Source organism: Paenibacillus sp. URB8-2, assembly GCF_013393385.1.
Lineage (GTDB): Bacteria > Bacillota > Bacilli > Paenibacillales > Paenibacillaceae > Paenibacillus_AQ.
In genome coordinates this window covers 450,604-475,937 of the sequence record NZ_AP023239.1, presented here as the reverse complement: position 1 = coordinate 475,937, position 25,334 = coordinate 450,604, and the positions used below count along the sequence as shown (strand labels likewise).

Annotated in this window: 20 protein-coding genes, 1 tRNA gene and 1 riboswitch; of the genes, 8 read left to right on the top strand and 13 right to left on the bottom strand. The window is 51.5% G+C overall.

Features of this window, described 5'->3' with window-relative positions; genetic code table 11:
• Positions 1–343: 343 nt before the first annotated feature.
• The 4 genes from PUR_RS02255 to PUR_RS02240 all read right to left on the bottom strand — a co-directional run bounded on the left by PUR_RS02255 (position 344) and on the right by PUR_RS02240 (position 4,839).
• Positions 344–1,294 (bottom strand): alpha/beta hydrolase, encoded by a 951-nt coding sequence (locus PUR_RS02255; protein ID WP_442953822.1) that lies wholly within the window; start codon positions 1,292–1,294, stop codon positions 344–346.
• Positions 1,295–2,114: 820 nt separating this feature from the next.
• Positions 2,115–2,618 carry a PTS sugar transporter subunit IIA gene (locus PUR_RS02250; protein ID WP_179033838.1) on the bottom strand — a complete coding sequence of 168 codons (504 nt, stop codon included), beginning with the start codon at positions 2,616–2,618 and terminating at the stop codon, positions 2,115–2,117.
• 159 nt (positions 2,619–2,777) lie between these two features.
• Complete coding sequence (locus PUR_RS02245; RefSeq protein WP_179033837.1) at positions 2,778–3,770, bottom strand: carbohydrate kinase family protein; 993 nt, start codon at positions 3,768–3,770, stop codon at positions 2,778–2,780.
• Positions 3,771–3,792: 22 nt separating this feature from the next.
• Positions 3,793–4,839 carry a LacI family DNA-binding transcriptional regulator gene (locus PUR_RS02240; protein WP_179033836.1) on the bottom strand — a complete coding sequence of 349 codons (1,047 nt, stop codon included), beginning with the start codon at positions 4,837–4,839 and terminating at the stop codon, positions 3,793–3,795.
• A 205-nt stretch (positions 4,840–5,044) separates the two neighbouring features.
• Between PUR_RS02240 and PUR_RS02235 the strand changes: the two genes are divergently transcribed.
• Together PUR_RS02235 and PUR_RS25905 are read left to right on the top strand one after the other, a co-directional pair.
• A complete protein-coding gene (locus PUR_RS02235) occupies positions 5,045–6,493 on the top strand; it encodes a glycoside hydrolase family 32 protein (protein ID WP_179033835.1) in 1,449 nt (482 codons plus the stop codon).
• 187 nt (positions 6,494–6,680) lie between these two features.
• Positions 6,681–6,776 carry a YjcZ family sporulation protein gene (locus PUR_RS25905; protein WP_232101681.1) on the top strand — a complete coding sequence of 32 codons (96 nt, stop codon included), beginning with the start codon at positions 6,681–6,683 and terminating at the stop codon, positions 6,774–6,776.
• Positions 6,777–6,985: 209 nt separating this feature from the next.
• Here the strand turns inward: PUR_RS25905 and PUR_RS02230 are convergent, their stop codons facing one another.
• The 3 genes from PUR_RS02230 to PUR_RS02220 form a co-directional block, all read right to left on the bottom strand.
• Positions 6,986–7,342, bottom strand: coding sequence for a YmaF family protein (locus PUR_RS02230; RefSeq protein WP_179033834.1), 357 nt, complete (start codon positions 7,340–7,342; stop codon positions 6,986–6,988).
• Between the two features lie 260 nt (positions 7,343–7,602).
• Positions 7,603–7,917 (bottom strand): PA14 domain-containing protein, encoded by a 315-nt coding sequence (locus PUR_RS02225; protein ID WP_179033833.1) that lies wholly within the window; start codon positions 7,915–7,917, stop codon positions 7,603–7,605.
• Between the two features lie 29 nt (positions 7,918–7,946).
• Positions 7,947–8,222 (bottom strand): hypothetical protein, encoded by a 276-nt coding sequence (locus PUR_RS02220; RefSeq protein ID WP_179033483.1) that lies wholly within the window; start codon positions 8,220–8,222, stop codon positions 7,947–7,949.
• On the opposite strand from PUR_RS02220, the gene PUR_RS02215 reads away from it, so the two are divergent.
• Complete coding sequence (locus PUR_RS02215; RefSeq protein ID WP_179033832.1) at positions 8,140–9,966, top strand: APC family permease; 1,827 nt, start codon at positions 8,140–8,142, stop codon at positions 9,964–9,966. The genes PUR_RS02220 and PUR_RS02215 overlap by 83 nt on opposite strands.
• Before the next feature lie 102 nt (positions 9,967–10,068).
• Here the strand turns inward: PUR_RS02215 and PUR_RS02210 are convergent.
• Both PUR_RS02210 and PUR_RS02205 read right to left on the bottom strand, forming a co-directional pair.
• Positions 10,069–10,140 (bottom strand) — tRNA-Thr (locus tag PUR_RS02210).
• Between the two features lie 249 nt (positions 10,141–10,389).
• Positions 10,390–10,698: an MTH1187 family thiamine-binding protein gene (locus PUR_RS02205; protein ID WP_179033831.1), complete on the bottom strand. Its 309-nt coding sequence runs from the start codon at positions 10,696–10,698 to the stop codon at positions 10,390–10,392.
• 324 nt (positions 10,699–11,022) lie between these two features.
• A riboswitch (cobalamin riboswitch) is annotated at positions 11,023–11,256 on the top strand.
• 206 nt (positions 11,257–11,462) lie between these two features.
• Here PUR_RS02205 and PUR_RS02200 point away from each other — a divergent pair.
• The 4 genes from PUR_RS02200 (at position 11,463) to PUR_RS02185 (ending at position 18,175) form a co-directional block, all read left to right on the top strand.
• Positions 11,463–13,448 (top strand): anaerobic ribonucleoside triphosphate reductase, encoded by a 1,986-nt coding sequence (locus PUR_RS02200; RefSeq protein WP_179033830.1) that lies wholly within the window; start codon positions 11,463–11,465, stop codon positions 13,446–13,448.
• Positions 13,445–13,960: an anaerobic ribonucleoside-triphosphate reductase activating protein gene (gene nrdG / locus PUR_RS02195; protein WP_179033829.1), complete on the top strand. Its 516-nt coding sequence runs from the start codon at positions 13,445–13,447 to the stop codon at positions 13,958–13,960. The genes PUR_RS02200 and nrdG overlap by 4 nt, the downstream gene beginning before the upstream one ends.
• Before the next feature lie 609 nt (positions 13,961–14,569).
• Positions 14,570–16,903, top strand: a complete 2,334-nt coding sequence (locus PUR_RS02190; RefSeq protein ID WP_179033828.1) for a ribonucleoside-diphosphate reductase subunit alpha — start codon at positions 14,570–14,572, stop codon at positions 16,901–16,903.
• A gap of 240 nt (positions 16,904–17,143) precedes the next feature.
• Complete coding sequence (locus PUR_RS02185; protein WP_179033827.1) at positions 17,144–18,175, top strand: ribonucleotide-diphosphate reductase subunit beta; 1,032 nt, start codon at positions 17,144–17,146, stop codon at positions 18,173–18,175.
• Between the two features lie 86 nt (positions 18,176–18,261).
• Here the strand turns inward: PUR_RS02185 and PUR_RS02180 are convergent, their stop codons facing one another.
• From PUR_RS02180 to PUR_RS02170, 3 genes are read right to left on the bottom strand one after another with little or no spacing between them, the layout of a single operon-like run.
• Positions 18,262–19,584, bottom strand: a complete 1,323-nt coding sequence (locus tag PUR_RS02180; RefSeq protein ID WP_179033826.1) for a sensor histidine kinase — start codon at positions 19,582–19,584, stop codon at positions 18,262–18,264.
• On the bottom strand, positions 19,577–20,254 hold the full coding sequence (locus PUR_RS02175) for a response regulator transcription factor (protein WP_179033825.1): 678 nt from the start codon (positions 20,252–20,254) through the stop codon (positions 19,577–19,579). Before PUR_RS02175 ends, PUR_RS02180 begins: the two co-directional genes overlap by 8 nt.
• Positions 20,255–20,299: 45 nt before the next feature.
• Positions 20,300–22,264, bottom strand: a complete 1,965-nt coding sequence (locus PUR_RS02170; protein WP_179033824.1) for an ABC transporter ATP-binding protein/permease — start codon at positions 22,262–22,264, stop codon at positions 20,300–20,302.
• Between the two features lie 188 nt (positions 22,265–22,452).
• On the opposite strand from PUR_RS02170, the gene PUR_RS02165 reads away from it, so the two are divergent.
• On the top strand, positions 22,453–22,974 hold the full coding sequence (locus PUR_RS02165; RefSeq protein ID WP_179033823.1) for a hypothetical protein: 522 nt from the start codon (positions 22,453–22,455) through the stop codon (positions 22,972–22,974).
• A 134-nt stretch (positions 22,975–23,108) separates the two neighbouring features.
• Here the strand turns inward: PUR_RS02165 and PUR_RS02160 are convergent, their stop codons facing one another.
• Complete coding sequence (locus PUR_RS02160; protein ID WP_179033822.1) at positions 23,109–25,253, bottom strand: methyl-accepting chemotaxis protein; 2,145 nt, start codon at positions 25,251–25,253, stop codon at positions 23,109–23,111.
• Between the last annotated feature and the right edge of the window lie 81 nt (positions 25,254–25,334).

The following is a 25,334-nucleotide window of genomic DNA, read 5'->3' as shown; positions in this document are numbered from 1 at the left end:
TGTGTTTATCGGTTTCCTTTATTGAAAATTTTACATTTTCTTATGCAACTCTTCCTTATTTATGAGACGATATTCAACCTGTGATTTTCCGACTCACACTGGCGCGGTCATTGGAGCCGCAAGGGCAAAAGAGAGGTAGGGCTTTTGTCGTTTTGGATGCAGAATCTATTATCGCCATACGGCTGCTGGAAATATATGAGGAGTAAGAAGCCCGTTGCTCACGAACGGCGGGAGGATTAAATATAACTGAACGGAAGCCCGCTGTCTTACGGACATCGCCGTTTCCGTCAACATACTAAGCGCCCGGTAACCGCTACATGCGGATTCCGGGCGCTGTCCATTTTTACGGGGATGGCTGGGTATACTTGCCGATAAAATGGGCGACCCGGCGAATATATGTCCCCTTATCTGTATCGTAGGCCGTTCCGTGCCCGGCGCCGTGCACCGCCAGCCGTTCCTTGGGACTGCCGCAGGCGTCATACAGCTCGTCCATCATGTAATAGGGAACGAAGGTATCGGCGTCTCCGTGGATAAATAAAATCGGCGCCTTCGCCCTGCGCACCTGTCTCAGCGCGGAAGCCTCGCGGAAGGAATAACCGGCCTTGATGCGCGACACCAGGCTGGCGCTCTGCAGAAAGGGAAAGCTCGGCAGCCGGTACATTCTCCGCAGCTGGTAAGACAGTTCGGCGGCGACCGAGGTATAGGCGCAGTCGGCGACAACCGCCTTGACCTGCGGCGGCAGCTCTTCCCCCGAAGTCATCAGCACCGTCGCCCCGCCCATCGATACGCCGTGCAGCACAATCTGCGCCTCCGTCCCCGTCTCCTCGATTACGCGCTGAATCCAGCTCACATAATCGCGCCGCTCGTGCCAGCCAAAGCCGATATAGCCGCCTTCGCTTTCCCCATGCCCTCTGGCGTCCGGAATCAGAACATTGAATCCGAGCACGTCGCGGTAGATTTTGGCGTACGCCCCCATGTCCTTGCCCTTGCCTGAATAGCCGTGGGCCACAATCGCGGTCCGCCCTTCGGCGCGATCCGAGGCAATCCAGTATCCGCGCAGCTTCAAGCCATCGTCCGACACCAGCTCGACATTCTTGATGGCTTGGCTTGCAATCCACTGCTGCCCCTCTCCCCAGGAAGCTCCCGCAACGGGCGGGTTGCTCTTTAGGTCGGGATTATTGCTCATGAATACTTTGGGGGCCCGCATAACAGCCACCTTGTAAAAATAAAGCCCGGCATAGGTTACGCCGCCGGCACAAATAAGAATTGCCGCAATCGCAATCAGACTCCACAGCACTTCAGTTCACCCGGCCTTTCCCATAAAATCCACCGTATACGCCATTCTCAGGCGCGGCTCCGCTATTCTTCCGAAAGCTTGCGCTTTTCGGAAGCTACGCAACAGTATAGCATGATCCCAGGCCTTGCATAAAATCGGTGCAGAGGCAGGTTAAGCCTGAACATGGCCGGGGTTTAGCCGGAAACGAATTAGAACCGGCCAATAAGCCGGAGCTTTTTTTCACGTAAGAAGAAACGGCTTCGCCGTCCTCTGGAAGAGGAAGGCATCCGTTTCTCGTAAAAATATCAGGTTAAGGATAAGCGCGAAGCTTATACTTAACCTGATATTTCAAAAAAGGCCGCCGTCAATCCCCGGGCAGCCCTTCGCAAGTCATCTCTATTATTAATTTTCGCCATTTCCGAAAACAGTTAGGTTACAGAACATGCAGCCAGCCGATCAGGGACATCCACAAAGGAACACTGAACATTACGCCAAAAGCCAATCCGCGACGGAAGTTTCCTTCTACTCTCATCATTCATTCCTCTTTCCTGAACCTATATTTTTAATTTTAATTATCTAAATTTAATATAGAACAATTTGGCATATAACGTTGTGAATTTTATCACAATATCTCTTCCTGTTCAGAAATTCCATTGATTTTTTTTAAAAAAAGTCCTCCTTTAAAAAAAACCGGCCCTGCCGTGGGAGTCGACAGGACCGTAAAAGTATATTCACAAAACACTGGGGGGTGTTTGGTAAATTCAATATACACCCCGAACCTGAAAATAACCTGACCAAAAGCTGAAAAACACCTTAAATTTCACCTGATCCTATATTTTTATCGGTTCTTCAGCAAAATACGGATAAAAGGATCATCCTCGCGGAGGGCCGAATCCTCGGTGAACTCTACGCTTTCGATCATTTCCTGGCCGCAAGGTATAATAATCGAAGTAATAGCCGACAGCCCCGCCTTTTCAATAGTCTGTATATCGAACTCAAGCAGCGTCTGGCCGGTCGTCACTTTATCGCCTACGTTGACGCGTGGGAAGAAGCCTTCTCCTTTTAGCGATACGGTTTCAATGCCTACATGAATCAACACCAGAAATCCGGTTTCATGCTCAAGTAGAAGGGCGTGCTTGCTTTTCTCCATAATATGAACAACCGTCCCCGGACAAGGCGCCGTTACTTTTCCTTCCGATGGCAGAATCGCTCGCCCTCCCCCCATCGTACCGCTTGAAAATGCGGGGTCCGGCACATCTTTCAGCGGTAACGGTTTTCCATTTAAAGGAGCCATAAGTTCGATTAACTCAGCGGCTTTTTTCTTTTTAGAAAATCCAAACATGGCGCATCCTCCCGTTGTGTCTTAAGAAGAGTTTACCCGGCCCAACCGTTCAGTTCAAAGTTTTATTTGATGAAATTTTTTCCTGCCTTATCCGTTTCCAATAACAAAATAAAAAAACGCGGCCCCCCGAATCACCGGAGAACCACGTTTAAACCAAGCTTAAACTTCAATTGTCGAATCAGCCTGTGAAGCAAAACGGTTAACCTCTTCCAATGTAGGCAGCGCCGCGATTGCTCCGACTTTGGTGCATACGATAGCTCCGACCCGGTTGGCAAGCGTCACAAAGCTCTGAAGCTGCTCAAAATCTTGAGCGAATTCCTTCGGCTGCTCCAGCCCGCTGATCTGGAACAGCACCGCTCCGATAAAAGCGTCTCCCGCCCCGGTGGAATCAATGGATTTCACCTTGATGCTGTCGATCAGGGTTCTGGTGGCGCCGGTCGAAATCAGTGTGCCCTCTTTTCCAAGGGTAACGGCTACCGTCTTGGCTCCCCAGCCATGCAAAATGTCCAGTGCAGACTTACGATCAGACTCGCCGCTGACGATTTTCAATTCATCCTCGCTCAATTTGACGAAATCAGCTTTCTGGATGCCTTCCTTGGAAAGGCTGATAAACTCCTCTTCTCTGCCTTTCCAAAGGTCGCCCCGGTAGTTCGGATCAAAGGAGATAAATTGCCCATTGTCCTTCGCTTCGTCCATCAGCTCCAGATAAGTCTGTCTGAAAGGATCATTTAATAATGCCGTTGCGGAGCCAAAATGAACGATTGCCGCCTGTTTGATCTGCTCTTTGTCCAGATCTTCCGGAGTCACCAGTCTGTCCGCGCCGCGGTTGAACACAAAGTCGCGCTCCCCGTTGCCTTGCAGCGAAACAAAGGCCAGCGTTGTCGGCGTTCCCTGTTCGAACAACAACATGGAAGTGTCGACACGTTCCTGATCCAGCGTCTGCTTCAAGAACTTGCCGAAAGGATCGTCTCCGACTTTGCCCAGGAAGGACGCGTTCCCCCCAAGCTTGGCGATCGCCGCGCTGACATTGGCCGGAGCCCCGCCCGCTTGCTTCGAGAAATGCTGTCCGTCAACAAGATTGACATCCACATCCGTGCAGAAGAAATCGATTAACAACTCACCAACGCAAAGTACCGTTCCATAATTCTTCATTTCATCACCTCATATGTAGGATTTAGTTCAGTGCGGGCGTGGAGCCTCTGAATACCAGGTCCGTGCCCACATGAGTGACTTGGTAGGGCCTTGATGGATCTTTCATTCTTGATAATAACATCTCGGCCGAAATAATGCCCATATGATTGCTGTAAATATGCACCGTCGTAAGGGGCGGCTCGACGACACGCGACTCCGAAGAATCGTCAAATCCGCATACCGCAACCTCTTCCGGCACCTTGATCCCTTTGTTTTTCAGGGACCTCATGACGCTTATCGCAATAAAATCATTGGCGCAAATAAAGACGGAGGGCCATTCTTTCATCGCGTCCAGCTTCCGTTTCATCCAATCGCCTTCCAGAAAAAAGTTCCGGTCCGGTTCCACGATGCAGTAAGAAGGGTCCGGCTTGATTCCGGATTCGTTCAAAGCCTTGTTGAATCCAGCCCACCGCTCATTGAAGCTTTTGCAGTGGTTGTAATCGCCTACAAATCCGAAGCTCAGGTATCCGTGACCGATCAATTCCCGGGTCAGGGAATACACGCTGTGCTCATTTTCCATCAGTACCAGATCCGCTTTCAGTTCCGGGTGGAAAATATCAGATGCGCAATCCACAAAGATGGCCGGAATGCCGAGGCCGGTGATCAGCTCGCTGTATTCCTTGTTGAACATCTCAATACAGATGATGCCGTCCACATTCGAAGCTTCAAAGTTGCCGGGCAGAGCCAAACCGCCCTTTTCGTTCTCGCGGATAAAATAAATCGACAAGGTGTAGCCCTCGGCGCTGATCCTTTTCTCCAGCCCGCTGATCAGTTGGGAACCAAAATGAGAGCTGTTCGGAAGATTGGAGGTCAGAAGAGCGATATTGCCCTGGCTTTCGGGAACGTGGCCCGCCGTGTCTATCTCCATATAAGCGAATTGTTTATACTTAAGCTCGGCCGCCTTCCTGAGCACCTTGTTCCTGGTTTCTGCCGGAATGCTTACAACACCGTTAAGCGCCTTGGAGGCCGTGTTTCTGGATATTCCCAAAGAATCGGCGATGTGTTGAATGGTAACTTTCGGTTTCCTCATGAATGTTGTTCCACCTTTGTTTATAGCACCCTTCTTAATTATTTAATATATAGCATTCCAGCGCTATTCACAATGGATATTTTACAAATGAACAATTACACCTTTACATTTTTGTTGACATTTCCAAAGGAAGTTTGCTAAATTGTAAATTAATCATATTGTCAAATGTAAAGTACGAACAATAAAAGTAAAGGCGGTAGATGGAGTGGGAATTTTAAAAACAGCCAATCAAAGGCCCGTGCTGCATTTTTCTCCCAAGCAAAACTGGATTAATGATCCGAACGGACTTGTTTATTTGGATGGAGAGTATCACCTGTTCTATCAGTATCATCCCTATTCTTCAGTTTGGGGACCGATGCACTGGGGGCATGCCGTCAGCAAAGATTTGACCACCTGGGAAGAACTCGATATCGCCTTGTATCCGGATGATAACGGAACGATCTTTTCCGGCAGCGCCGTTGTCGATTGGAACAATACTTCCGGCTTTTTCCCGGAGCAGCCGGGTATCGTGGCCATTTACACCAGCCATTTGGGCGGAAGCGAAACGTCTCCCACTGTGCAAAGCCAAAGCCTGGCATACAGCCAAGACAACGGAAGAACCTGGATCAAATACGAAGGAAATCCCGTTCTGACGTATCCGAGCAATCCGGATTTCCGCGATCCGAAGGTCTTCTGGTCCGAGCCGTACGCAAAATGGATTATGGCTCTGGCTACGGGCCAGACCATTTCCCTGTATTCTTCTCCCAACCTGATCGATTGGACGTTCGAGAGCGAGTTTGGCGACGGAGCGGGTTCGCATGAAGGCGTGTGGGAGTGCCCGGATTTGTTCGAGCTTGCGGTCCAGGGGACTGAGGAGCGCAAGTGGGTGCTGCTCGTCAGCGTCGGCGACAACGCGGAGCTTGAGCACGGCTCCCGCACGCAGTATTTTGTCGGCTCCTTTGACGGAAGCGTCTTTACGCCGGAGCACAGCGACATCCGGTGGCTCGACTACGGCAAAGACAACTATGCGGGCGTCAGCTTCTCGGATATTCCGGAGGAAGACGGAAGAAGAATCTATGTTGCCTGGATGAACAACTGGCGGTACGCGAATCAGATTCCGAGTTCGGGCTGGCGGGGCTCCATGACCATTCCCCGCGCCTTGTCGCTCCGGACGTCAGAAGGCCACGCGCTGCTGCACCAGCACCCGGTTAAAGAGCTGGACCTCCAGTTTACTGAATCGGTTGCTCTGCCCGACCTTCTCCTGTCCGCGGGGAAAGAGTTCGAGTTCAAAGCCGAGGCGGACTGCGCCGATCTGACCATTCATCTGGAGCGGCTGGAAGGCAAGGAGTTCGGCATCATCATTCATCATACCGGCACCGACCGGACCGTGATCTCTTACTCTGCCGATGAGCGGACCCTCTCTCTACGGAGAGAGCAATCCGGGGACACCGGCTTCTCGACAATGTTCCCGCTGCCGCAGACGACAGAGGAACTGGGCCAACTCAAGGATATCCGCGTGCTGATTGACGCTTCCTCGGTCGAGATTTTTGCCAATGACGGCCTGGCCTCCATCACCAGCCTGATCTTTCCGGAGAAACCTCTCGAACGCCTGTCGTTCTATTCGGTCGGCGGCAAAGTCCAGCTGCGGGGCGGCTCGGTGAAGCTAATTCAATAGCCGTATTCTCCTTATGACATCACCCTAACAGCCCGGCTCCCGCTTTAGCGGGAGCCGGGCTGTTTGTCTAAAATGCTCGACCGGAAAACTGTGAAGAAAAGAAATCCAAGCATTGGTTAGGCGATAACACTACCACTAATCAAAACGATGCATACATTAGTCTAAGAAAACAAAAGGAGGTAAAGTAATGAGCGACTGCGCAGGCTATGGAAAAATGTTTACTTCTACAACCGTAATTTTGGTGCTTTATATCCTCTTGGTCATTGTTCTTAAAACTTTCTAGTCAAATCGTTCAAAATAAGAGCCTACTTCAAAAGTAGGCTCTTATTTTGCCAGTTATACATTGATGTAATAACAAGAAGTTTATAATGGGCAAGCGTTAAAGTATGCATACAACAATGGATGGAAAAAGCGGCGGCGATGTCATTTTTGCTTCATCTCGCCGCCGCTCTCCGGCCACATCCGTTTTGCTTATTACATAGACAGGTTCATTTATACAAGGGGCGATTCAATCAAGGTCGCGAAATTAAATGGATGGGTATGACCATCGTTCAACGTCGTCCGGCCGGTTACAAAGTGTACGTGTTTGCCGTTTCCGACCGGAATAGCCGGTCCCGTTCTGATCTTTTTCAGATTGTGAAAATGGTCCAGAAAATCCGTTTTTTCCAGATCAATTTCATGGACATGACTGCTTCCCGACCGAATCGCTTGTCCTGTAACGCCTGCAAACCGGTGATTGTGCCGGTCTGCGCCTTCTTCCGCCAGCTTGGTGCTGCCTTCAAATTCATGCACATGTCTCTGTCTAGTAGATGTTGTTCTCTTCTTTACAGCAGGCCGTTTCTTCAGCATTCGTAGCATCCTCCTTGTGATTTGTGCGACATCACATCATTGTATTAAGGCCGCTTAAGATAGGTACTGGGCAGCTACCGAGAGCCTATGTATCTTTTTGCAAAATTAAAAAACCGCCTTTGGCGGCTTGAAGACTACCCTGTATACAATTGAGACTGCGGAATGACTTCCTTCGGCTGGCTGGAGCTGGACCACGAAAGGCTTACGGCAGCCTCAGGATCGCCTCCGTTGAAATAATGCAGCTCAATGAAATAATATTTTCAGGCCTCCAGACGGATGGTCACGGAATGCTCCTGCGTGCTGTGCACCGTCCAGTCATCCAGAAGGAGTTTGTTGTCCAGATACAGCTTTACGCCGTCCGAGGCTTTCGTGTACAGCGTATAATCTTCAGTGTATCTGGCACGGAGGTATCCTGCCCACTTGATGGACATGCTGTAATTGCCCACCGGCGTTCCCTTCATCCAGTTATAATCGATTTTGGGAACCGTTTTGCCCAGAAAGTACTTTTCAAAGTTTGGACCGACGTAATAATCTCCCCATAAACCGTTTCCAACCGATGTATCGGGCGGGTACACGGGATTCCCCGCCGGGCCACCCCAGCAGCTTAGGCAACCGCATTGGCAGAGCCGCGGCCATCGGCATCTTTGAGGACGTGCTGTAGATCGGCGTTCTGGTCGACTTCGGTGAGCCGCTGCCGTCTGGCCGGGAAGAGTTTGATATCTAAAACTAAAAGGAGTTGCATCATCTCTTCATAAGGCGGGTAAATTACCAGTAAATCATTACGGGCGGTGAAGTCATTGCTAACATACTTAAAGAGATTTCTTATTGGTCGACCTCTGAAATCCACAGAATTAGGGGAACAAAAGCTGAGCAAAACCAAAGCTCTGGCTATTCTTTCCTCAGACGCGCTATCGTCTGTGGCCTATGGTCCCGAGCAAATATTGATCGTCCTCATCACCGTAGGCGCTGCAGCGTATTGGTATTCGATTCCCATAGCCGTCGGCGTCCTGATTTTGCTGACCGCTCTCATTATGTCTTATCGGCAGATTATTTTTGCCTATCCTCACGGGGGAGGGGCCTATGTCGTATCCAAGAACAATTTGGGGAAATACCCGGGGCTGCTCGCCGGGGGATCGTTATTGGTGGATTACATTCTGACGGTCGCCGTAAGTGTATCCGCCGGCACGGATGCCATTACCTCGGCTTTTCCCAACCTGCATAACTATAATGTAATCATTGCAATCGGGTTTGTATTGATCATTACAACCCTGAATTTAAGGGGCGTAACGGAATCGGCCTCGATATTGGCCTATCCCGTTTATTTATTCGTGTTGGCCTTGTTTATTCTCATCGGGGTAGGCTTGTATGACATCGTGACCGGTCAAGTCTCTCCGGCCCTGCATACGCCGATCGGCACTCCGGTGGCCGGAATCAGCTTATTCCTGCTATTAAGGGCTTTTGCTTCCGGAAGCTCGGCTTTGACCGGTGTAGAGGCCATTTCGAACGCCATACCCAACTTTAAAGATCCCGCTCCGAGCAACGCCGCCAAAACGCTGGCCGCAATGGGGCTGCTGCTGGCTTTGCTGTTTTCGGGAATTGTTGTTTTGGCTTATTATTACGGGCTCAGTCCAAATGAAGAAGTTACGGTAGTCTCCCAAATCGCCGAGTTGACGTTCGGACGGAGCTTTATGTACTTTTTTATCCAGGTGACAACCGCGCTCATCTTGATTCTGGCCGCCAATACCGGATACTCGGCATTTCCGCTGCTTGCGGTCAATCTCGCTAAAGACAAGTTCATTCCAAGAATGTTCACGGTTCGGGGAGACCGGCTCGGGTACTCCAACGGAATCATTATTCTGGGGATTTTGTCCATCCTGCTGATCCTTGTATTTGAAGGACAGACCGAACAGCTCATTCCCCTGTATGCCGTCGGCGTATTTATCCCGTTTACTCTTTCCCAGTCGGGGATGATCGTCAAGTGGCTGCGGGAAAAGCCGGCCGGATGGCTGACGAAGCTCCTCATTAACGCAACCGGCGCCGCAATCAGCTTCGTCGTTACCCTGATGTTCTTACTTACCAAATTTACCCAGGTATGGACAGTACTTGTGTTTCTGCCGCTGATCGTCTACCTCTTCTACAGGATTCGGAAGCATTATGAAGCCGCAGCGGACCAGCTGAGGCTCACTACCTGCGAGCCGTCCGTGCCGATCGAAGGAAATGTCATCATTCTGCCTGTGGCCGGCATTACGCATGTCGTGGAGAAATCGCTGAACTATGCCAAAACACTTTCGGCGCACCAGATCATTGCCGTCAATGTTCCTTTTGAGCGGGAGGAAGAAGCCGAATTTGAAGAAAAATGGGCCAAGTGGCAGCCCGATATCCGATTGGTAACCCTGTACTCGCCCTACCGGAGCATCATTCAACCGCTGATTAAATTTATCGACACCGTTCAGAATAAGGCAAGCGAGTCGAATTACCAGGTTACGGTGATCATCCCGCAGTTCATTCCGAAAAAGGGCTGGCACAACATCCTCCACAATCAATCCGGTCTGCTCATTCGCACCCACCTGTTGTACCGGAGAAATGTGGTCGTAACGACGGTGCCGTATCATTTAAAGAAGTAAGCTTAAAGAACAGACTCAATGCGAAAAAGAGTATCCTTTTACAACAAAAAATAACGCGGTCCCCGTACACCCGAGAACCGCGTCAAATCAAGCTTTTTAGGATGCTGGTGAAGGGAATTGAACCCCCGGCCTACGCATTACGAGTGCGTTGCTCTACCCCTGAGCTACACCAGCATATACTTAATTTTCCGTCACAACAGAAACTATTATACCTCGTTTGGTGAAAAAAGCAACTCTTTTTTAGACCGGTTTGTTGCAAGAAATTGTCGCCATTGCTTTGGGAGGATACCCCTAACAAACCGGGCGGGAAAGCGGTTCGCCGCTGCACACTCCGTTCGGCTCAAACCGTATGTTGCTGTCCCTGCCGCCCAATCTGCCTCTGCCCAGAGCGGCAATCATGCCGCCCCGGCAGTCCGTCTGCTCCTACTCTTCGTGCAGCTTGCGCTCCACCGACTCCAGCTTCTGCTTACTGCTGGCCTCTTTGTCGCGCCGGTCGTCGATTTTGAGCGCAGTGGACACGCGCTGGGCGCCGGCCGCGAACGGCGTTTCGTGCAGGACTTCGACCGCAGCCAGAATGCGCGGCAGCGGGCCTTCAATAATAGTGCCCATGGATGTAAGCTCAAAGGTTATGCCCTCCACGCTCTCCAGCGCGCGCTGCATCCCGGCGACATAACTGCTGAGACTGGTGCTGCCGGTTCCGATCGGAATTACGGTGATTTCGGCGATAGTCATTTGAATAACCTCCCTCTCCATGCTGCATTGCGGAAACATCCCTATACAGCTTTCCTATATTGTAGCAACTGGAGAGCCGGGCTACAAATCGTCCTCTCATTCGTTCATAGCCGGAGGGCCTATCAGGTTTTGTTTGTGGCACCTCACAGCAAATCCGGATTCAAACGATGCCATATCCCCTCTCGTTTGTGACTCTTGAAGGGTCAGTTTGTGGATGAATTTGTGGATTACCTGTGGACGGTTTGTGGATGTTCTGTGGATATCAAAAACTCAAAAAATATGTTTACAGATACAACATATTGGGTTATCTTAAATAAACGACAACAAAATATAGTGGAATCAGGTGCTTGACTCTCTAACGAGAAGTCATAGCTTAATAGGGAAGCGCGGTGCGAATCCGCTGCGGTCCCGCCACTGTAACCGGATGCCCCGCCTCAGGCGAGGACGCGGGCGGCATCTTCCGGCACAAGGCCACTGAGAGCGCAAGGAATCCGCTCCCGGGAAGGCGCCGGAAGAACAGACGGAAGCCAGGAGACCTGCCTGTTTCCAGCGACACCATTCATAAGAGTGCCTGCGAGGAACAGGAGGGGTGTCCGCTATGTAGTTTTTTATATTGACCGGGCTTGGTTATACGGGCCTGGCGAGCATAGTGGCATTTCCTGCGTTCTTGGGCAGGAAATGCCTTTTTGGAATGCAAGTTTTTTTTGAACACAAGGATAATCAGAGTTTTAGGACAGGGACGTTATGGAGAGGAGAGCTGCACAATGACGCTGCTGGAGAAACGGCAAACAAGCGGCCAAAGCGCAAACGAAGTTCTGTTGGAGGAAGTTATCGGTCTGGGGCGCGATATTATCGACAGCCGGGACATGGATCTGCTGAGGGAGAATGCCAATCTGAACGGGGAAAGCTTCTCCGGCAAGATGAGCAAATTCGGCAGCGAGTATTCCAAATGGTATGCCCGCAGCTTCACGATGCCGCCCCAGCTTATGCAGGCGATCAAGGAAAACGTCGTATACGTGCATGATCTGGACCAATACGCCATCGGAACGACGAACTGCATTTTCATCCCGTTTGACAAACTGCTCCGGCAGGGCTTCAACACCGGCAACGGTAGTGTGCGGCCTCCGAACTCCATTATGACGGCCATGGCGCTTACGGCGATTATTTTTCAATCCCAACAAAACGCCCAATACGGCGGCGTATCGGGAAGTAAGCTCGATCATGATCTCGCCCCTTATGTGGCCAAGTCTTTCGCCAAGCTGTTCCGCAAGGGCCTGGATTATTTTGAAGAAGGACAAGCCGGCGAGGACCTCGGGGAAATCACAATGAGCCGGACCGATCTGAAGGAACGTTATCCGAAGGCCTTCCGCTACGCGCTGAAGGAGACGCAGAGCGAAACGCTTCAAGCATCCGAGAGTCTGATACATAACCTGAACACGATGTCCTCCAGAGCGGGGGGACAAATTCCTTTTACCAGCATCAATTACGGCACCTGCACCTCGCCCGAGGGACAGCTTGTAATCGACTCCCTGCTGACGGCTACGATGAATGGTCTGGGCAGCGGGGAAACGCCGGTGTTCCCAATTCAGATCTTTAAATGTAAAAAAGGCGTGAACCAGCAGCCGGGCGAACCCAACTACGCGCTGTTCCTGAAGGCAGCGGAATGCTCGGCGCGGCGGCTGTACCCGAATTTTGCGAATCTGGACGCCCCGCTGAATCTGATGTATTACGATCCGGCAAACCCGGATACCGAATTCGCGACGATGGGCTGCCGCACCCGGGTGCTCGGCGACCGCTTCGGACGCAATTACTGCTCCGGCAAAGGCAATCTGTCTTTCAATACATTGAACCTTGTCCGGCTTGGCATCCAATACGGAACCGCAACGGGTCTGCGGCAAGCGGCGGATGAGGAAGGCTTTTACGATGATCTGGATCATTATATGGAAATCGCCCTGGAGGGTCTTCTCCACCGCTTCCGCATCCAGGCGGCGCAAAAGGCCAAAGCGTCTGACTTCATGATGCGCGAAGGGGTATGGGAAGGCGGGGAACTGCTAGAGCCCGAGGACCAGGTGAGCGAACTGCTGAAGCACGGCAGCCTGTCGCTCGGCTTCATCGGCATGGCCGAATGCATGAAGGCGATGTACGGCAAGCATCACGCCGAGGATGCCGAGGTGTATGACAAGGCGCTCGCCATCGTGCGGCATATGCGCGAATTCTGCGACCGCAAGAGCGACGAGCTGGACCTGAACATTACCCTGTTCGCCACTCCGGCGGAAGGACTGTCCGGTAAGTTCACCAAGATCGACCGCAAGGAATTCGGCGCAATCGAAGGCGTTACCGACCGCGAGTATTATACGAACTCGTTCCATGTTCCGGTCTATTATCCAACGGGCGCGGCAAACAAGATCAAACTGGAAGCAGCGTTCCATGATCACTGCAATGCCGGCGCGATCTCCTACGTCGAGCTGGACGGCAATGCGCGCAGCAACCCGGCGGCTTTTGTCCAAATCATCCGTTACGCCCTGGAGCAAAATATCAGCTATTTCAGCATCAACCATCCCGTCGACCGCTGCTCCGGCTGCGGCTACGAGGGCGTGATCGGCACGAACTGCCCTTCCTGCGGCGCGCATGAAGAGCGGGTGCATATCCGCCGTCTGCGCCGGGTTACGGGCTACCTGACCGGGGATTACCAGACCCGCTTCAACGCGGCCAAGCAGGCCGAGGTCAGGGACCGGGTCAAGCATCTATGAATATTTGCGGCTACTACCCGGAGTCCATTAACGAAGGCGACGGTCTGCGGGCAGTTGTCTTCGTCAGCGGCTGCCGTCACCGCTGCCCCGGCTGCTTCAATCCCGAAACCTGGAATTTCGGGTATGGCGAACCTTTCACACCGGGACGCAGGCGGCAGATCATCGGCGACATGGCGGCCAACCCGCTGCTGAGCGGTCTGACGCTGGCGGGCGGCGACCCTTTTTTCTCCGCGGAGGAAGTTGCGGAATTCATTGGCGAGGTGCGCGGAACACTGCCGGAGTTCCCGGTCTGGATCTACACCGGCTACACTTACGAAGAGCTGGCGGCCATGCCGGGATCACCCGAATGGAAGCTGCTGTCGCTGTGCCAGGTGCTGATTGACGGGCGATTCGAGGAAGCCCTGAAGGACACCACCCTCCGGTTCCGAGGCAGCTCCAACCAGCGGATTATCGATATTCAGGCCAGCCTTGCCGGCGCGGAGGCCGTGCTGTGGCAGCCGGTAATGCTGTAAGCCGGGCCTCGGAAGCGGCCATGCGATTGCGAGAACTCGCGGCGGGTTGGCGGCGGAAGTTGAACCGGGATAAACGAATGGGCTGAGGCACAAATTGAGCCAGATCCCTGTTTGCTTGGACCTTGCTTGGACCTTGATTGGACCCTGCTTGGACCTTGATTGGACCCTGCTTGGACCCTGCTTGGACCCTTTTTGACCTTGCTCGGGCCCTTCTCTTGCTCGAACCCTTCTACAGTAGATATGCGGGAATTTCTCCCGATTATTTTTATCATATAGATGCCTTTGAGTTATTTAGACGGAAATTCTCCAGCTTATTTGCCCGTTTTCTCCCCATTTGGACGGAAACGGCAAATTATGATGGAGGATTTCCCGTTCAACTCAGTGCAATGCTCGTTCAAGGGCTTATAAACGGGAGGAATTCCGGTTTATAGGCCCGGTCCGGGCCCTTCCATGCGCTTAAATATATCAATTTTTGATATTGAAAATTATATATACACGCTGCGGTTATCTGTAAAAGGCCGCATTCATACTTACTTATGTCCCTTATTCATTCATGCCCTATAACCTTCATCCCATAAAAATTTTATGCCGTGAAAGGAAGCGATCCGAATGCCTCAACTCGTAGTAAAACCCGACAACCGCCAGCTTGCCTTTGATGAAATACGTCTTTCCGTTTATGCCGACCGGGTCTTAAACGGCCTGGACAACCTGAGCAAGGAGAGTCTGCTGCGCGGCGTGAATGCCAAGCTGCGCCGGGACGAGGTCAGCGGCGAGGAGATCAGCAGCGCTTTTACGATGAGCGCTCTGGAGCTGGTGTCCAAGGAAGAACCGGATTGGAAATTTGCTGCCGCCCGCTCCCTGCTGACCTCCCTTTACAAAAAGGCGGCGGTAAACCGCCGATACAAAGCATACCCGGACGAGCCATACGGCGCGTTGTATCCGCTGATTGAGGGTCTCGTCAAAAAAGGCGTGTACCGCGAGGAACTGCTGACCGCCTATACGAAAGAGCAGATCGAGGAGCTGGGAACCTGCATCGACCCTTCGCGCGACCTGCTGTTCGATTACATCGGGCTGCTGACGCTGTCCGACCGGTACCTGGCCCGCGATTTTGACGGGCGCGTGATGGAGCTTCCGCAGGAGCGCTACATGATCATCGCCATGTACCTGATGCATCAAGAGCCTGCGGAGAAGCGCCTGGAGCTCGCGAAGGAAGCCTACTGGGCAATGAGCAACATCTATATGACGGCCGCCACCCCGACGATGTCCAACGCGGGAAAAAAAGTCGCGGGCCAGCTGTCCAGCTGCTTCATCGACACCGTCGACGACTCGCTGGAAGGCATCTTTGATTCCAATACGGACGTTGCCCGTCTGAGCAAAATGGGCGGCGGCATCGGCGTCTACCTTGGCAAGGTGCGCGCCCGCGGCTCGGACATCCGCGGCCACAAGAACACAAGCTCCGGCGTCATCCCGTGGATTCGCCAACTGAACAATACCGCCGTCAGCGTCGATCAGCTCGGCACCCGCAAGGGCGCAATCGCCGTTTATCTCGACGTATTTCACAAGGACATCCTCGCCTTCCTGGATCTCAAGCTCAACAACGGCGACGAGCGCATGCGCGCCCATGACGTCTTCCACGGCGTCTGCCTGCCGGACCTGTTCATGGAAACCATGGAAGCACGGGAGCAGTGGAATCTGTTCTGCCCGCATGAAGTGAAGAAGGTGATGGGCTGGAAGGACGGGAACGGCCGCGCCCTTGGCCTTGAAGACTTCTACGACGAGGAGTTCGGGCAAGGGACCTTCCGTGAGAAATATGCCGAAGCGTCCGCCCATCCGGAGCTGACCCGCATCACCGTTCCGGCCATCGACATTATGAAGCGAATTATGAAATCGCAGCTTGAGACCGGAACGCCGTACATGTTCTACCGCGACACCGTTAACCGCGCGAATCCGAACCGTCATAAGGGCATGGTCTTCTCGTCCAACCTGTGCACGGAAATTATGCAAAATCAATCCCCGACTGTAGTCGAGCACGAGGAGCTTGTGACGAAGGACGGCCAGACCCGGATCGTCATTTCCAAAATCCCCGGCGACTTCGTAGTCTGCAACCTGAACTCGATCCATCTCGCCCGGGCCGTTCCGGCTGGAGTGCTGGAGCGCCTTATTCCGATTCAGGTTCGCATGCTGGACAACGTCATCGACATTAACAATATCGAAGTGCTTCAGGCGCAGTATACGAACAGCCAGTACCGCGCCGTCGGCCTCGGCACCTTCGGCCTGCATCATCTGCTCGCGCTGGAAGGTATCCGCTGGGAGTCCGAGGAAGCCGTGGAGTACAACGACCATCTGTACGAGCATATCAACTATCTGCTCGTCCGCTCCAGCATGGAGCTGGCCCGCGAGAAGGGGCGCTATCCGAAGTTCGCCGGCTCCGACTGGGAGACGGGCGCGTACTTCGAATTACGCGGCTACATCAGCGGCGAGCGCGAAGGCAAATTCGTCACGGCCGAGCAGTGGCGCGCTCTGAAAGAAGAGGTCGCGAGGGACGGCGTCCGCAATGCCTGGATGTTCGCGATCGCGCCGAACGGCTCGACGTCGATCATCGCCGGCTCGACGGCCAGCATCGACCCGCTCTATGACCTTCTCTCCTACGAGGAGAAGACGACATACAAAATCGCCAACCCGGCGCCCGACCTGTCCGAGAAGACGATCTGGTACTACAAAACGGCGTTCCTGATCGATCAGAACTGGTCGATCCGCATGGCCTCGGCCCGCCAGCGCCATGTCGACCAGGGCCAAAGCTTCAACCTGTACGTGCGTCCGGACATTAAGGCGACCGAGTTCCTGGATCTGCATCTGAACGCCTGGAAGGGCGGTCTGAAATCGACCTATTACGTGCGCAGCCGGGCATTGACGATAGAGGAGTGCGAGTCCTGCGCGAGTTGATCCGCTGCTTCGTTTGTCATTGATTTGCTTGCCAAAGATATGGGTGTGAAGCAACGAAGGGGAAGTTTGGAGCTGGAGAAGCGTTAGCGTTCGCCTTTGTCTCCGGATTTTATCCGCTTAGAGCGGAATAATCGAAAAATCTGGAGACAACAGCGATCGGAAGCCCAAACATTCACCGGAAGTTGCGGCCATCACCTGATATCCGATCATTTTGCTCAAGAGAACAGAGGAGTGACAGCCATGCAGCTGCAAAACATATTCAACACCGAAGCCCCAAACCAATCCACCCGCATTATTGAAGGCGAATGCTCCGGCATTCTGAACTGGAACGATATCCGCATGCCACATATGTACAAGCTGTACAAGGTGCTGCTGCTGAATCACTGGATCGCCGATGAAATTCCGATGTCCAAGGACGCCCAGCAGTTTCCGCTGCTGGAAGCGGAGGAGCAGCGCGTGTTCAAGATCAACATCTCCCTGCTCGCCGTGCTCGATTCGATGCAGACGATGTTCGTCGGCGACGTGAAGCGGTATTTTACCGACTCCTCCCTGGAAGCCATCTCGGCGATTATCGGGCAGCAGGAGGTCGTGCACAATCAGTCGTATTCCTACGTGCTCTCCTCGATCGTTTCCGACCGTGAGCAGAAGGAGATATTTGAATACTGGAAGCATGATCCCGTCCTGCTGGAACGCAACCGGTTCATCTCGGAGATTTACCAGGAGTTCCGCGACAACCCGTCGAGACAGAGCTTTTTCCAGGCGCTGGTGGCCGATCTCATTCTGGAGGGGATTTTCTTCTACAGCACCTTCGCCTTCTTCTACAACCTGGCCCGTGACCAGAAAATGATGGCGACCAGCCAGATGATCTCCTACATTCAGCGCGACGAGAACCAGCACTGCTATTTCTTCGCCGAAGTGTTCAAGCAGCTGCTGGCGGATTTCCCGGAGCTGGACACCAAGGAAAATATGGACTATGTGTACCGGACGATCGACCGGGCCGTAGAACTGGAAACGAACTGGGCGCACTACACGCTGCAAGAGGTTCGCGGCATCGACCTTAACGAACTGAGCGACTATATCAAATTTATCGCCAACAAGCGCCTCACCCTGATGGGGCTGGACAAAGCCTACGAGGGCGTTGACGTGAACTGCATGCCTTGGATCAAGCCCTTCTCCGATGAAGCGCTGAACGCGACGAAGACCGACTTCTTCGAGGCCAAATCCCGCAACTACGGCAAGGTCGGCGACGACAACGGGTTCGACGATCTGTAACCTGTCAGAAAAAAAGCTGCCGGCGCTCATGAAATTGAGCGGTTCGGCAGCTTTTGTTCGATGAACCGAATTACATAAGTGAAGCTCTACAAAGGGATCGAAACCGTAAAACAGGTTTCCTTCCCTTCTTCACTTTTGACCTCTATTTTATAACCATGAAGTCCAATGATTTTCTTCACAATGGACAGACCCAATCCATTTCCGCCCTTTGAACGGGTTCTGGCTTTATCCACTCTATAAAATCTTTCAAATATAAAGGGAAGATCCCGCTCCGGGATTCCCTTGCCTGTATTTTTAATATGAATATCGACACTCCCGGGAGCCTTATCCATCAGTACTTCAATCCGGCTGTTCACATCCGAGTATTTAATCGCGTTCGCAATCAGATTTTGCCATACCTGTTCAAGTAAATCCCGGTCCGCTGTGACACTGCAAATCTGCAAATCCAGCTCCACATCGAGTTTCTTCTCAGTCCATAAAGGCTCAGACACCAGAATAACTCTGCGCAGTTGTTCGTCCAATCGATAGGTTACAGGATGAAAGGGATGATGCTCCGAATCCAGTGAAGCAAGACGGAGCAGATTCTCGCTTAATCTTGAAAGGCGGAGAGTCTCCTCATAAATAATATCCAGATGCTCTTTTTGCTGTTCCGCCGGAATGACCCCGTCTCTCATCGCCCGAGTAAATCCCCGGATCGAAGTCAGGGGACTCTGGATTTCATGGGATACGTTGATGACGAAATCTTCACGTATTTTATCGATATTCTGAAGCTCGCTCGCCATATGATTAAAGCTGTCCATCAACGTTCCGATCTCGTCCTTCCTTCGGTGCGCAAGACGAAAGGCCAAGTTTCCTTTGGCCATCTCCCGCGCCGCGCCCGTCAACCGGCTTACTGGTCCAACCAAGTAACGCGAGGTCAACAAAATAAGCAAAATCCCAACAAGCAGCACACTGATAAGACCAATGAGCAATACTCTAAGAATACTCTCCAAAAAGCGGCTGAAGTCCACCTTAAGAATCATGGAATGTCCGGCTCCATCGATATCCGGCACACCGATAAAACGGACCGGACCTTCCTTCGTATTCAAAAATACAGGCTTCGTCAATCCCTTTTCAAAAAGCGGAGACGCCTCCTCGGCGCTCAATGAAAAGGGAAGATTGCCGCGTTCCTCCACGACCCCAGCCTGCACGTGATAATGGGATAAAATATCCGGCAACCGGTCGCGGTATTCCGGCGCGGTTATCTTCCAGAGAGAAGCGGCATCCTCCGCTATCTTCAGGAAAGGTTGTTCAACAGCCACTTCTTTCATTGAAAACAACCGGCTGATCGCGAACGCAATAAACAGGCTGATGAACACGATGACAACAAAAATGGCAATGATTTGGGCCCGCAGGCTTTTTCTAAACATGCTCCATAGGCTCCATTCGGTATCCGAGTCCTCTAACCGTCGTTATGAGCACGGAAGGGAATGGCTCCATTTGCTGGCGTAGACGTTTGATATGGACATCAACCGTTCGCTCATCCCCTTCGTAATCCATCCCCCATAAACTTTCGATTAGTTGTGTCCGTGTAAATATGCGGCCAGGTGAGCTTGCCAGCATAAATAACAGCTCGCATTCTTTCTTTTTCAGCTGTACCGTGTTCGCCTCCGAAGCAACCGTTAAGAATTCAAGGTCAATCGTGATTGCATCCAGCTGAATAACCTTGGTTGCGGTCATGTTGTACCGTTTCAGAAGAGATTTCACGCGCAGAACCAGCTCAACCGGATCAAAAGGCTTGACCAGATAATCATCCGTCCCCGCTGTGAATCCTCTGACTTTATCCATCGATTCGCCCTTCGCCGATACGATCAAAATCGGAATATCCAAGTAGCCGCGTATAGCTTCGGTTAACTCTATTCCGTCAATATTAGGCATCATTACGTCTACAACCATTAAATCGACTTTGGTATGGGCCACATAATCCAGCGCTTCCTGCCCGTCCTCCGCCTCGATCACATCGAAAGAGCTGTTTTCCAAATAGAGCCTAATTAATTTACGGATATGGGGTTCATCATCTACAACCAAAATCTTATTCATCCTTATGTCCCTCCAACCCGGCAGTATCCATCCGATTCCTAAATGCTATTCGTAGCGCAGCGATTCCATAGGGTCCAGTTTGGCCGCTTTGGATGACGGGAGCAGTCCCGCCACGACACTGATCAGGGTGCTGATTCCTATTCCAAAAAGCATATACTGCGGAGTCAATTGAATCAACTCGACACCAAATGCACGGTTAAGGATCATATTGAGCACAAAGCTGATCAGCACCGATCCCACAACGGCAATTCCGCCGCTCAACAAGCCAATCAGGGCCGATTCAGAAAAGAAAATACGCTGAATGTCTTTCTTTCGTGCGCCGATTGCCCGTAAAATACCAATCTCCCTTGTACGCTCCACTACGCTTACATACAGAACGATCAGGATCATTATACCGGAAACCAGCAAGGAAATTCCGGCAATGGCGGCGAGCAGCCACGAGGCCAGATTGATATAGGTTGTCAGCTGCTTCATAAGTTTGGTGGTGGGAGAAGTCACAAATCCGGCGCTCTCGATATCCGATTTGATATGTTCCACGTCATTCACATCTGCGGCATAAGCATTAATCTGCAGCGGATTCAAACTAATATTTTGCTGATTATAGGCTTCTTCAAGCGTGCTGTAAGCAACATAAGCATCCGCTCCCCCAACCGGCCCCCTGTCCGCCTGCTTATAGATTCCCGAGACGGTAAGTTCTTTTTCCACAATAACGGGCTGATTGCTTGAACTCATTTCGTTCACAAATAATTTGACGGATTTCCCTATGAAGGAGCCGTATGCTTGTTCATTGGTTAAGCGCTGTGCAAAACCGGTTGATAACATTACCTCATTCCCGGATGGAAGGGTTCCCGCTTCGATATTGCTCTCCGTAACCGAATCCGTAACGGTCTGCAAGGCCGGAAGCCCATAATTTTTACTGCCATATACCATGTTGGATTTCTCTCTGATGGTCGTTGCTTTCTCCACGCTCTTCACATCTTTGATACCGCTTATCTTCGCCACATCTTCTTCGGTAAACAGATCTCCTACCAACCTCTCAGCGGGCGGGCCACCCTGCGCCTTAACGTTCCCACCTGCCGACTTCACCACGTCAATAAGAAGCGGATTCGTACTGGAATTGATTTGGTCGTTGATATAGCCGGTTACGCCATTCCCGAGCGACAGCATCAACAGGACACTGGATATACCGATTGACGCTCCCAAAGCGACGAGCAGATTTCTTTTTGCTTTTAATTGCATATTTCGAATGGCCAGTTTAAAAGAAGCCAGGAAGCTTAAACTCTTCCCTTTTTTATCCACCGATTTCTTTTCCGAATTATAACGCTCTTTTAGTGCCTGATCTTCCCTTATACTCCCATCCTCTACCCTCACAATCCGGCTGCCGAAATCGGCCACTCTTTGGGAATGCGTCACTGTAATGATGAGAACGCCCTTTTGCGCGATAGAATCAAGAAGGTCTAGGATTTGTTCACTGGTTTCTTGATCAAGCGCGCCTGTCGGTTCATCCGCCAAAATAATATCCGGATCGTTCGCCAATGCCCGCGCAATGGCAACACGCTGCTTCTGCCCCCCGGACAGCTGATTCGGCCGCTTCTTCACATGCCCCTTCAAGCCCACTTCCTCCAGAATTTCCAGCGCGCGCCGGTTTCTTTCCTTCTCGCTTTTATCCATCATCTGCATCGCAATGGTTACATTTTCAAGCACGGTCAGATGGGGAATCAGGTTGAAACTCTGAAAAATAAACCCGATTTTATTTTTTCGGTACGCATCGATTTCTTTCTCTTTCATGGATCTCAGCGATTTCCCCTGTACGATCACTTCACCTTCGTAATCCGAATCCATGCCGCCGATAATATTCATGAGCGTTGACTTTCCCGAGCCCGACTCTCCCAGAATGGAAACGAACTCACCGCTGCTAAAACTCAGATTAACGCCGCTAAGAACAGCTATTTTCTCTTTTCCCGCCAGTTTGTAAGATTTGTTCACTTCTTTGATCTCTAATAATTTCATGTTTCATCCTCCACCATTCTGTTTCTCTTCTGCCTTCATACTACCCGCTCAATATGAACTGAAAATGAACTGGGCGCAGCGATGATAGAATCGATTTCCGCCGGCATTTTATCAAAGAAACCGCTGTTCAGAGAAAAAAAGTATTATACTATTAAGCATGACCATATATTTCCAAAGGAGTTCCCAATATGAATAAAATCTCAATGATCCTTCTTTTTATCTGTTTTATTTTAGCGGGTTGTAACTCTGATACAATCGATACACCTCACTACGAAGGCAAACGCTTAGTTATTGGCGTTATAGGAGATGCTCCGAAAATAAGAGAAAAAAATGTGGTCTTCAAAAAAATAACTTTTAATCAATTAGAGGATCAAAATCTTTCACCTGACTTTGATGCCATTTTCATTATGAAAGAATATCTATCCGAAGCTGCAAATCAAAAATATGCAACAGTATATAAAAATGCAGGTATTCCTTTTTTCTTTATAGAGTCTACGAAATCATATTTCCCTTTTATTAACGAAATGTCTTACGATGATTCTCCTGATTTTGCATCGGATAACTATGCCACAGGCTACTTTCAATTTGGCAAGGAATATCAACATTGGGGTTATGGGTTATACAACGATAAAGCAACCGAAACCAATATTGAGAATGTCTACACGCGAATTTTCACAACAATTGAGTCCATTGAAGTAGCTGTGAAGTAAGGATTTTCACACTGATAAAGCGCTTGAACCGCAGCGTACAAAAAAAGCAGCAGTCCCCGGTTATGGGGGACTTGCTGCTTTTTCGGTATCCGAGAACAGGAGCGTAACTCATGGAGTGATTGCTTCAGCGGCTTCTACACCCGGAAGCGATTTACAAGCACCTGCATCCCTTCCGCCATATGAGTTACCGCATGGAAGGAGGAAGACATCTCTTCCATTGAAGCCAGCTGCTGCTCGGCCGCGGCGGAGACATCCTGGGTTCCGGCGGCCGTGGTATGCGCTACGTCGGAGATGCCTTGAATGGCCTGCACGACATACCCTGTACCGGCTGAGATTTGCTGAGTGGCCGCTGATACTTCCTCGACCTGACTCTTCACCTCATCGACATAATGTTCGATCTCGGTGAATAAGCTGCCCGCCGTATGGACAAGCTCCATGCCAAGATCCACTTCCTTCGTTGCCTCCTGCATAGAATGCGCCGCATGACCGATATCGGAGCGAATGGTCTGAATGAGGCCGGCGATCTGCTCGGCGGACCGGGACGACTGCTCGGCCAGATTCTTCACCTCCTCGGCGACTACCGAGAAGCCGCGTCCGTGCTCTCCGGCTCTGGCCGCTTCAATGGCGGCGTTCAGCGATAATAGATGGGTCTGCTGCGACAATTGCGTAATGACCTCATTCATTTTTCCAACTTCCTGAGAAATGGATGACAGCCGGACAATTACCTTTCCTACTCTGTCGACAGAGCCATTGATGGATTTCATCTGCTCAGTGACGGTACGAACCGCATCTCCCCCTTTGGACGATTTGATGGAGGCGGTGGTTGTCGTTTCCGCAACCGATATTGCGCGCTCGGAGATTTCCTGAATTTGTGCAGCGACCTCATGAATGGTATGTACGCTTTCTTCCACCTTAAGCACCTGGAGACCGGCGCCGTCGGCGATTTTCTCGGTAATCCCCGCGATATGCCCGGACGCTTTGGAGGTTTGCTTGGCGCTGGAGGACAACTGTTCGGCAGAGGAGGCCAATTGACTCGAAGACTGGCCGATTTCGGTTAGAACGGACTTGAACGACTCGGCAATATGATTAAAGCTGTCGGCTATAACCTTTAGCTCATCTTTGGTGTCAACGTGAAACCGGGCGGATAAATCCCCGCCGGCCATCCGGGAGGCTGTCTGCCTAATCTCGGTCACTACACGGGTAATCGACCGGTAAAGCGCCGTGAATAAATACAGAGAGAGCAGAATCGCCCCTCCTCCGATCAGTTGAGTCCAGAAGACCTGCCGGTTGCCATCCTGGACCTGCCGTTCCAATCTATCGTTGACCCAGTGAATTCGTTCATTCCACTGCGCAAAAGAACTGTCCAGCGCATTCTCCGACAGCTCCAGCCATTCTCCCTGATTCATCGCTACCTTGAGCGGCAGCAGCACGCCGGATTCCACTTTATCGAGCGCAAGCGCAACATTCTCCTGCGTTCCCGCATCCGCGGCTCTCACCGCCTTGAGCGAAGTGTCCTGCCCGGCTGGGCCCGCAGACGGCGAATAAATACTCTTCCATCCATTCTGCACGGAATCCCAGTCGGCGGCTATCGTGTTCTTGACGACATCGTCGATTGTGGTCTGCGTTGCCGCAGTCAGCGTATCCACCTGAAACAATCCGAGCTGGAGCAGGAACGAAGGGAACTTGCGGAGTGTCTCCTCTTTAATCAGGAACAGTCCCGGATCGGACTCCAGCAAGAGTTCCGACTTCAGCCCCAGAAGGTCTATCAGATCGACCGTCTGAGTCAACAGCTGCGTATGTACATCGAGGCTTTCCAGGCGTCTTAGGTTGAGCCCTTCTGTTTTGAGCGTATTCCATTGGTCCAGATAAGCATTCCATTTCTCCTGAAATGAAGCATCGGTTGGGAATGCGGCCAGGTTGGCCTTAAAGGATTCTATGGTTCGGTCAATCTCGGCTTCGACCTTCTTTAGCTCTCCGTTATCCGGTATCCCTGCATAGGTGCCCGCCTGCAAAATTGAATGCCTCTCCAGGAGTCTCAAAAGTCCGCCCGATATCTCAACAGCCTTCAGCCCTTCAATCTGGACCTTCGTGACCGCGACCGAGCTTCGGGATTCTACCGCGGATTGCCCGGCCAATACAAGCACAGGAACCAGCACCGCTATCCCGATCAGCGTGAACTTTCCGAGAAAAGACAACCTGTTCAACAAAGCGATTCCCGGCTGCAGTCCAAAAAATCTCCATATGTTCCTCGCTTTACGTGCACCAACCCATGAACTCATGACCTTTCCCCCTACTTCAATCTTTAAAAGTATACTATTCCTACTAAATTACTATGAAATCTAGCATGATTACTTTCTTAT

Excerpts from the sequence above, each read along its gene's own strand:
- PUR_RS02250 (WP_179033838.1), bottom strand. The coding sequence starts at position 2,618 with ATGTTTGGATTTTCTAAAAAGAAAAAAGCCGCTGAGTTAATCGAACTT.
- PUR_RS02245 (WP_179033837.1), bottom strand. The coding sequence starts at position 3,770 with ATGAAGAATTATGGAACGGTACTTTGCGTTGGTGAGTTGTTAATCGAT.
- PUR_RS02240 (WP_179033836.1), bottom strand. The coding sequence starts at position 4,839 with ATGAGGAAACCGAAAGTTACCATTCAACACATCGCCGATTCTTTGGGA.
- PUR_RS25905 (WP_232101681.1), top strand. The coding sequence starts at position 6,681 with ATGAGCGACTGCGCAGGCTATGGAAAAATGTTTACTTCTACAACCGTA.
- PUR_RS02230 (WP_179033834.1), bottom strand. The coding sequence starts at position 7,342 with ATGCTGAAGAAACGGCCTGCTGTAAAGAAGAGAACAACATCTACTAGA.
- PUR_RS02205 (WP_179033831.1), bottom strand. The coding sequence starts at position 10,698 with ATGACTATCGCCGAAATCACCGTAATTCCGATCGGAACCGGCAGCACC.
- PUR_RS02200 (WP_179033830.1), top strand. The coding sequence starts at position 11,463 with ATGACGCTGCTGGAGAAACGGCAAACAAGCGGCCAAAGCGCAAACGAA.
- nrdG (WP_179033829.1), top strand. The coding sequence starts at position 13,445 with ATGAATATTTGCGGCTACTACCCGGAGTCCATTAACGAAGGCGACGGT.
- PUR_RS02190 (WP_179033828.1), top strand. The coding sequence starts at position 14,570 with ATGCCTCAACTCGTAGTAAAACCCGACAACCGCCAGCTTGCCTTTGAT.
- PUR_RS02185 (WP_179033827.1), top strand. The coding sequence starts at position 17,144 with ATGCAGCTGCAAAACATATTCAACACCGAAGCCCCAAACCAATCCACC.
- PUR_RS02180 (WP_179033826.1), bottom strand. The coding sequence starts at position 19,584 with ATGTTTAGAAAAAGCCTGCGGGCCCAAATCATTGCCATTTTTGTTGTC.
- PUR_RS02175 (WP_179033825.1), bottom strand. The coding sequence starts at position 20,254 with ATGAATAAGATTTTGGTTGTAGATGATGAACCCCATATCCGTAAATTA.
- PUR_RS02170 (WP_179033824.1), bottom strand. The coding sequence starts at position 22,264 with ATGAAATTATTAGAGATCAAAGAAGTGAACAAATCTTACAAACTGGCG.
- PUR_RS02165 (WP_179033823.1), top strand. The coding sequence starts at position 22,453 with ATGAATAAAATCTCAATGATCCTTCTTTTTATCTGTTTTATTTTAGCG.
- PUR_RS02160 (WP_179033822.1), bottom strand. The coding sequence starts at position 25,253 with ATGAGTTCATGGGTTGGTGCACGTAAAGCGAGGAACATATGGAGATTT.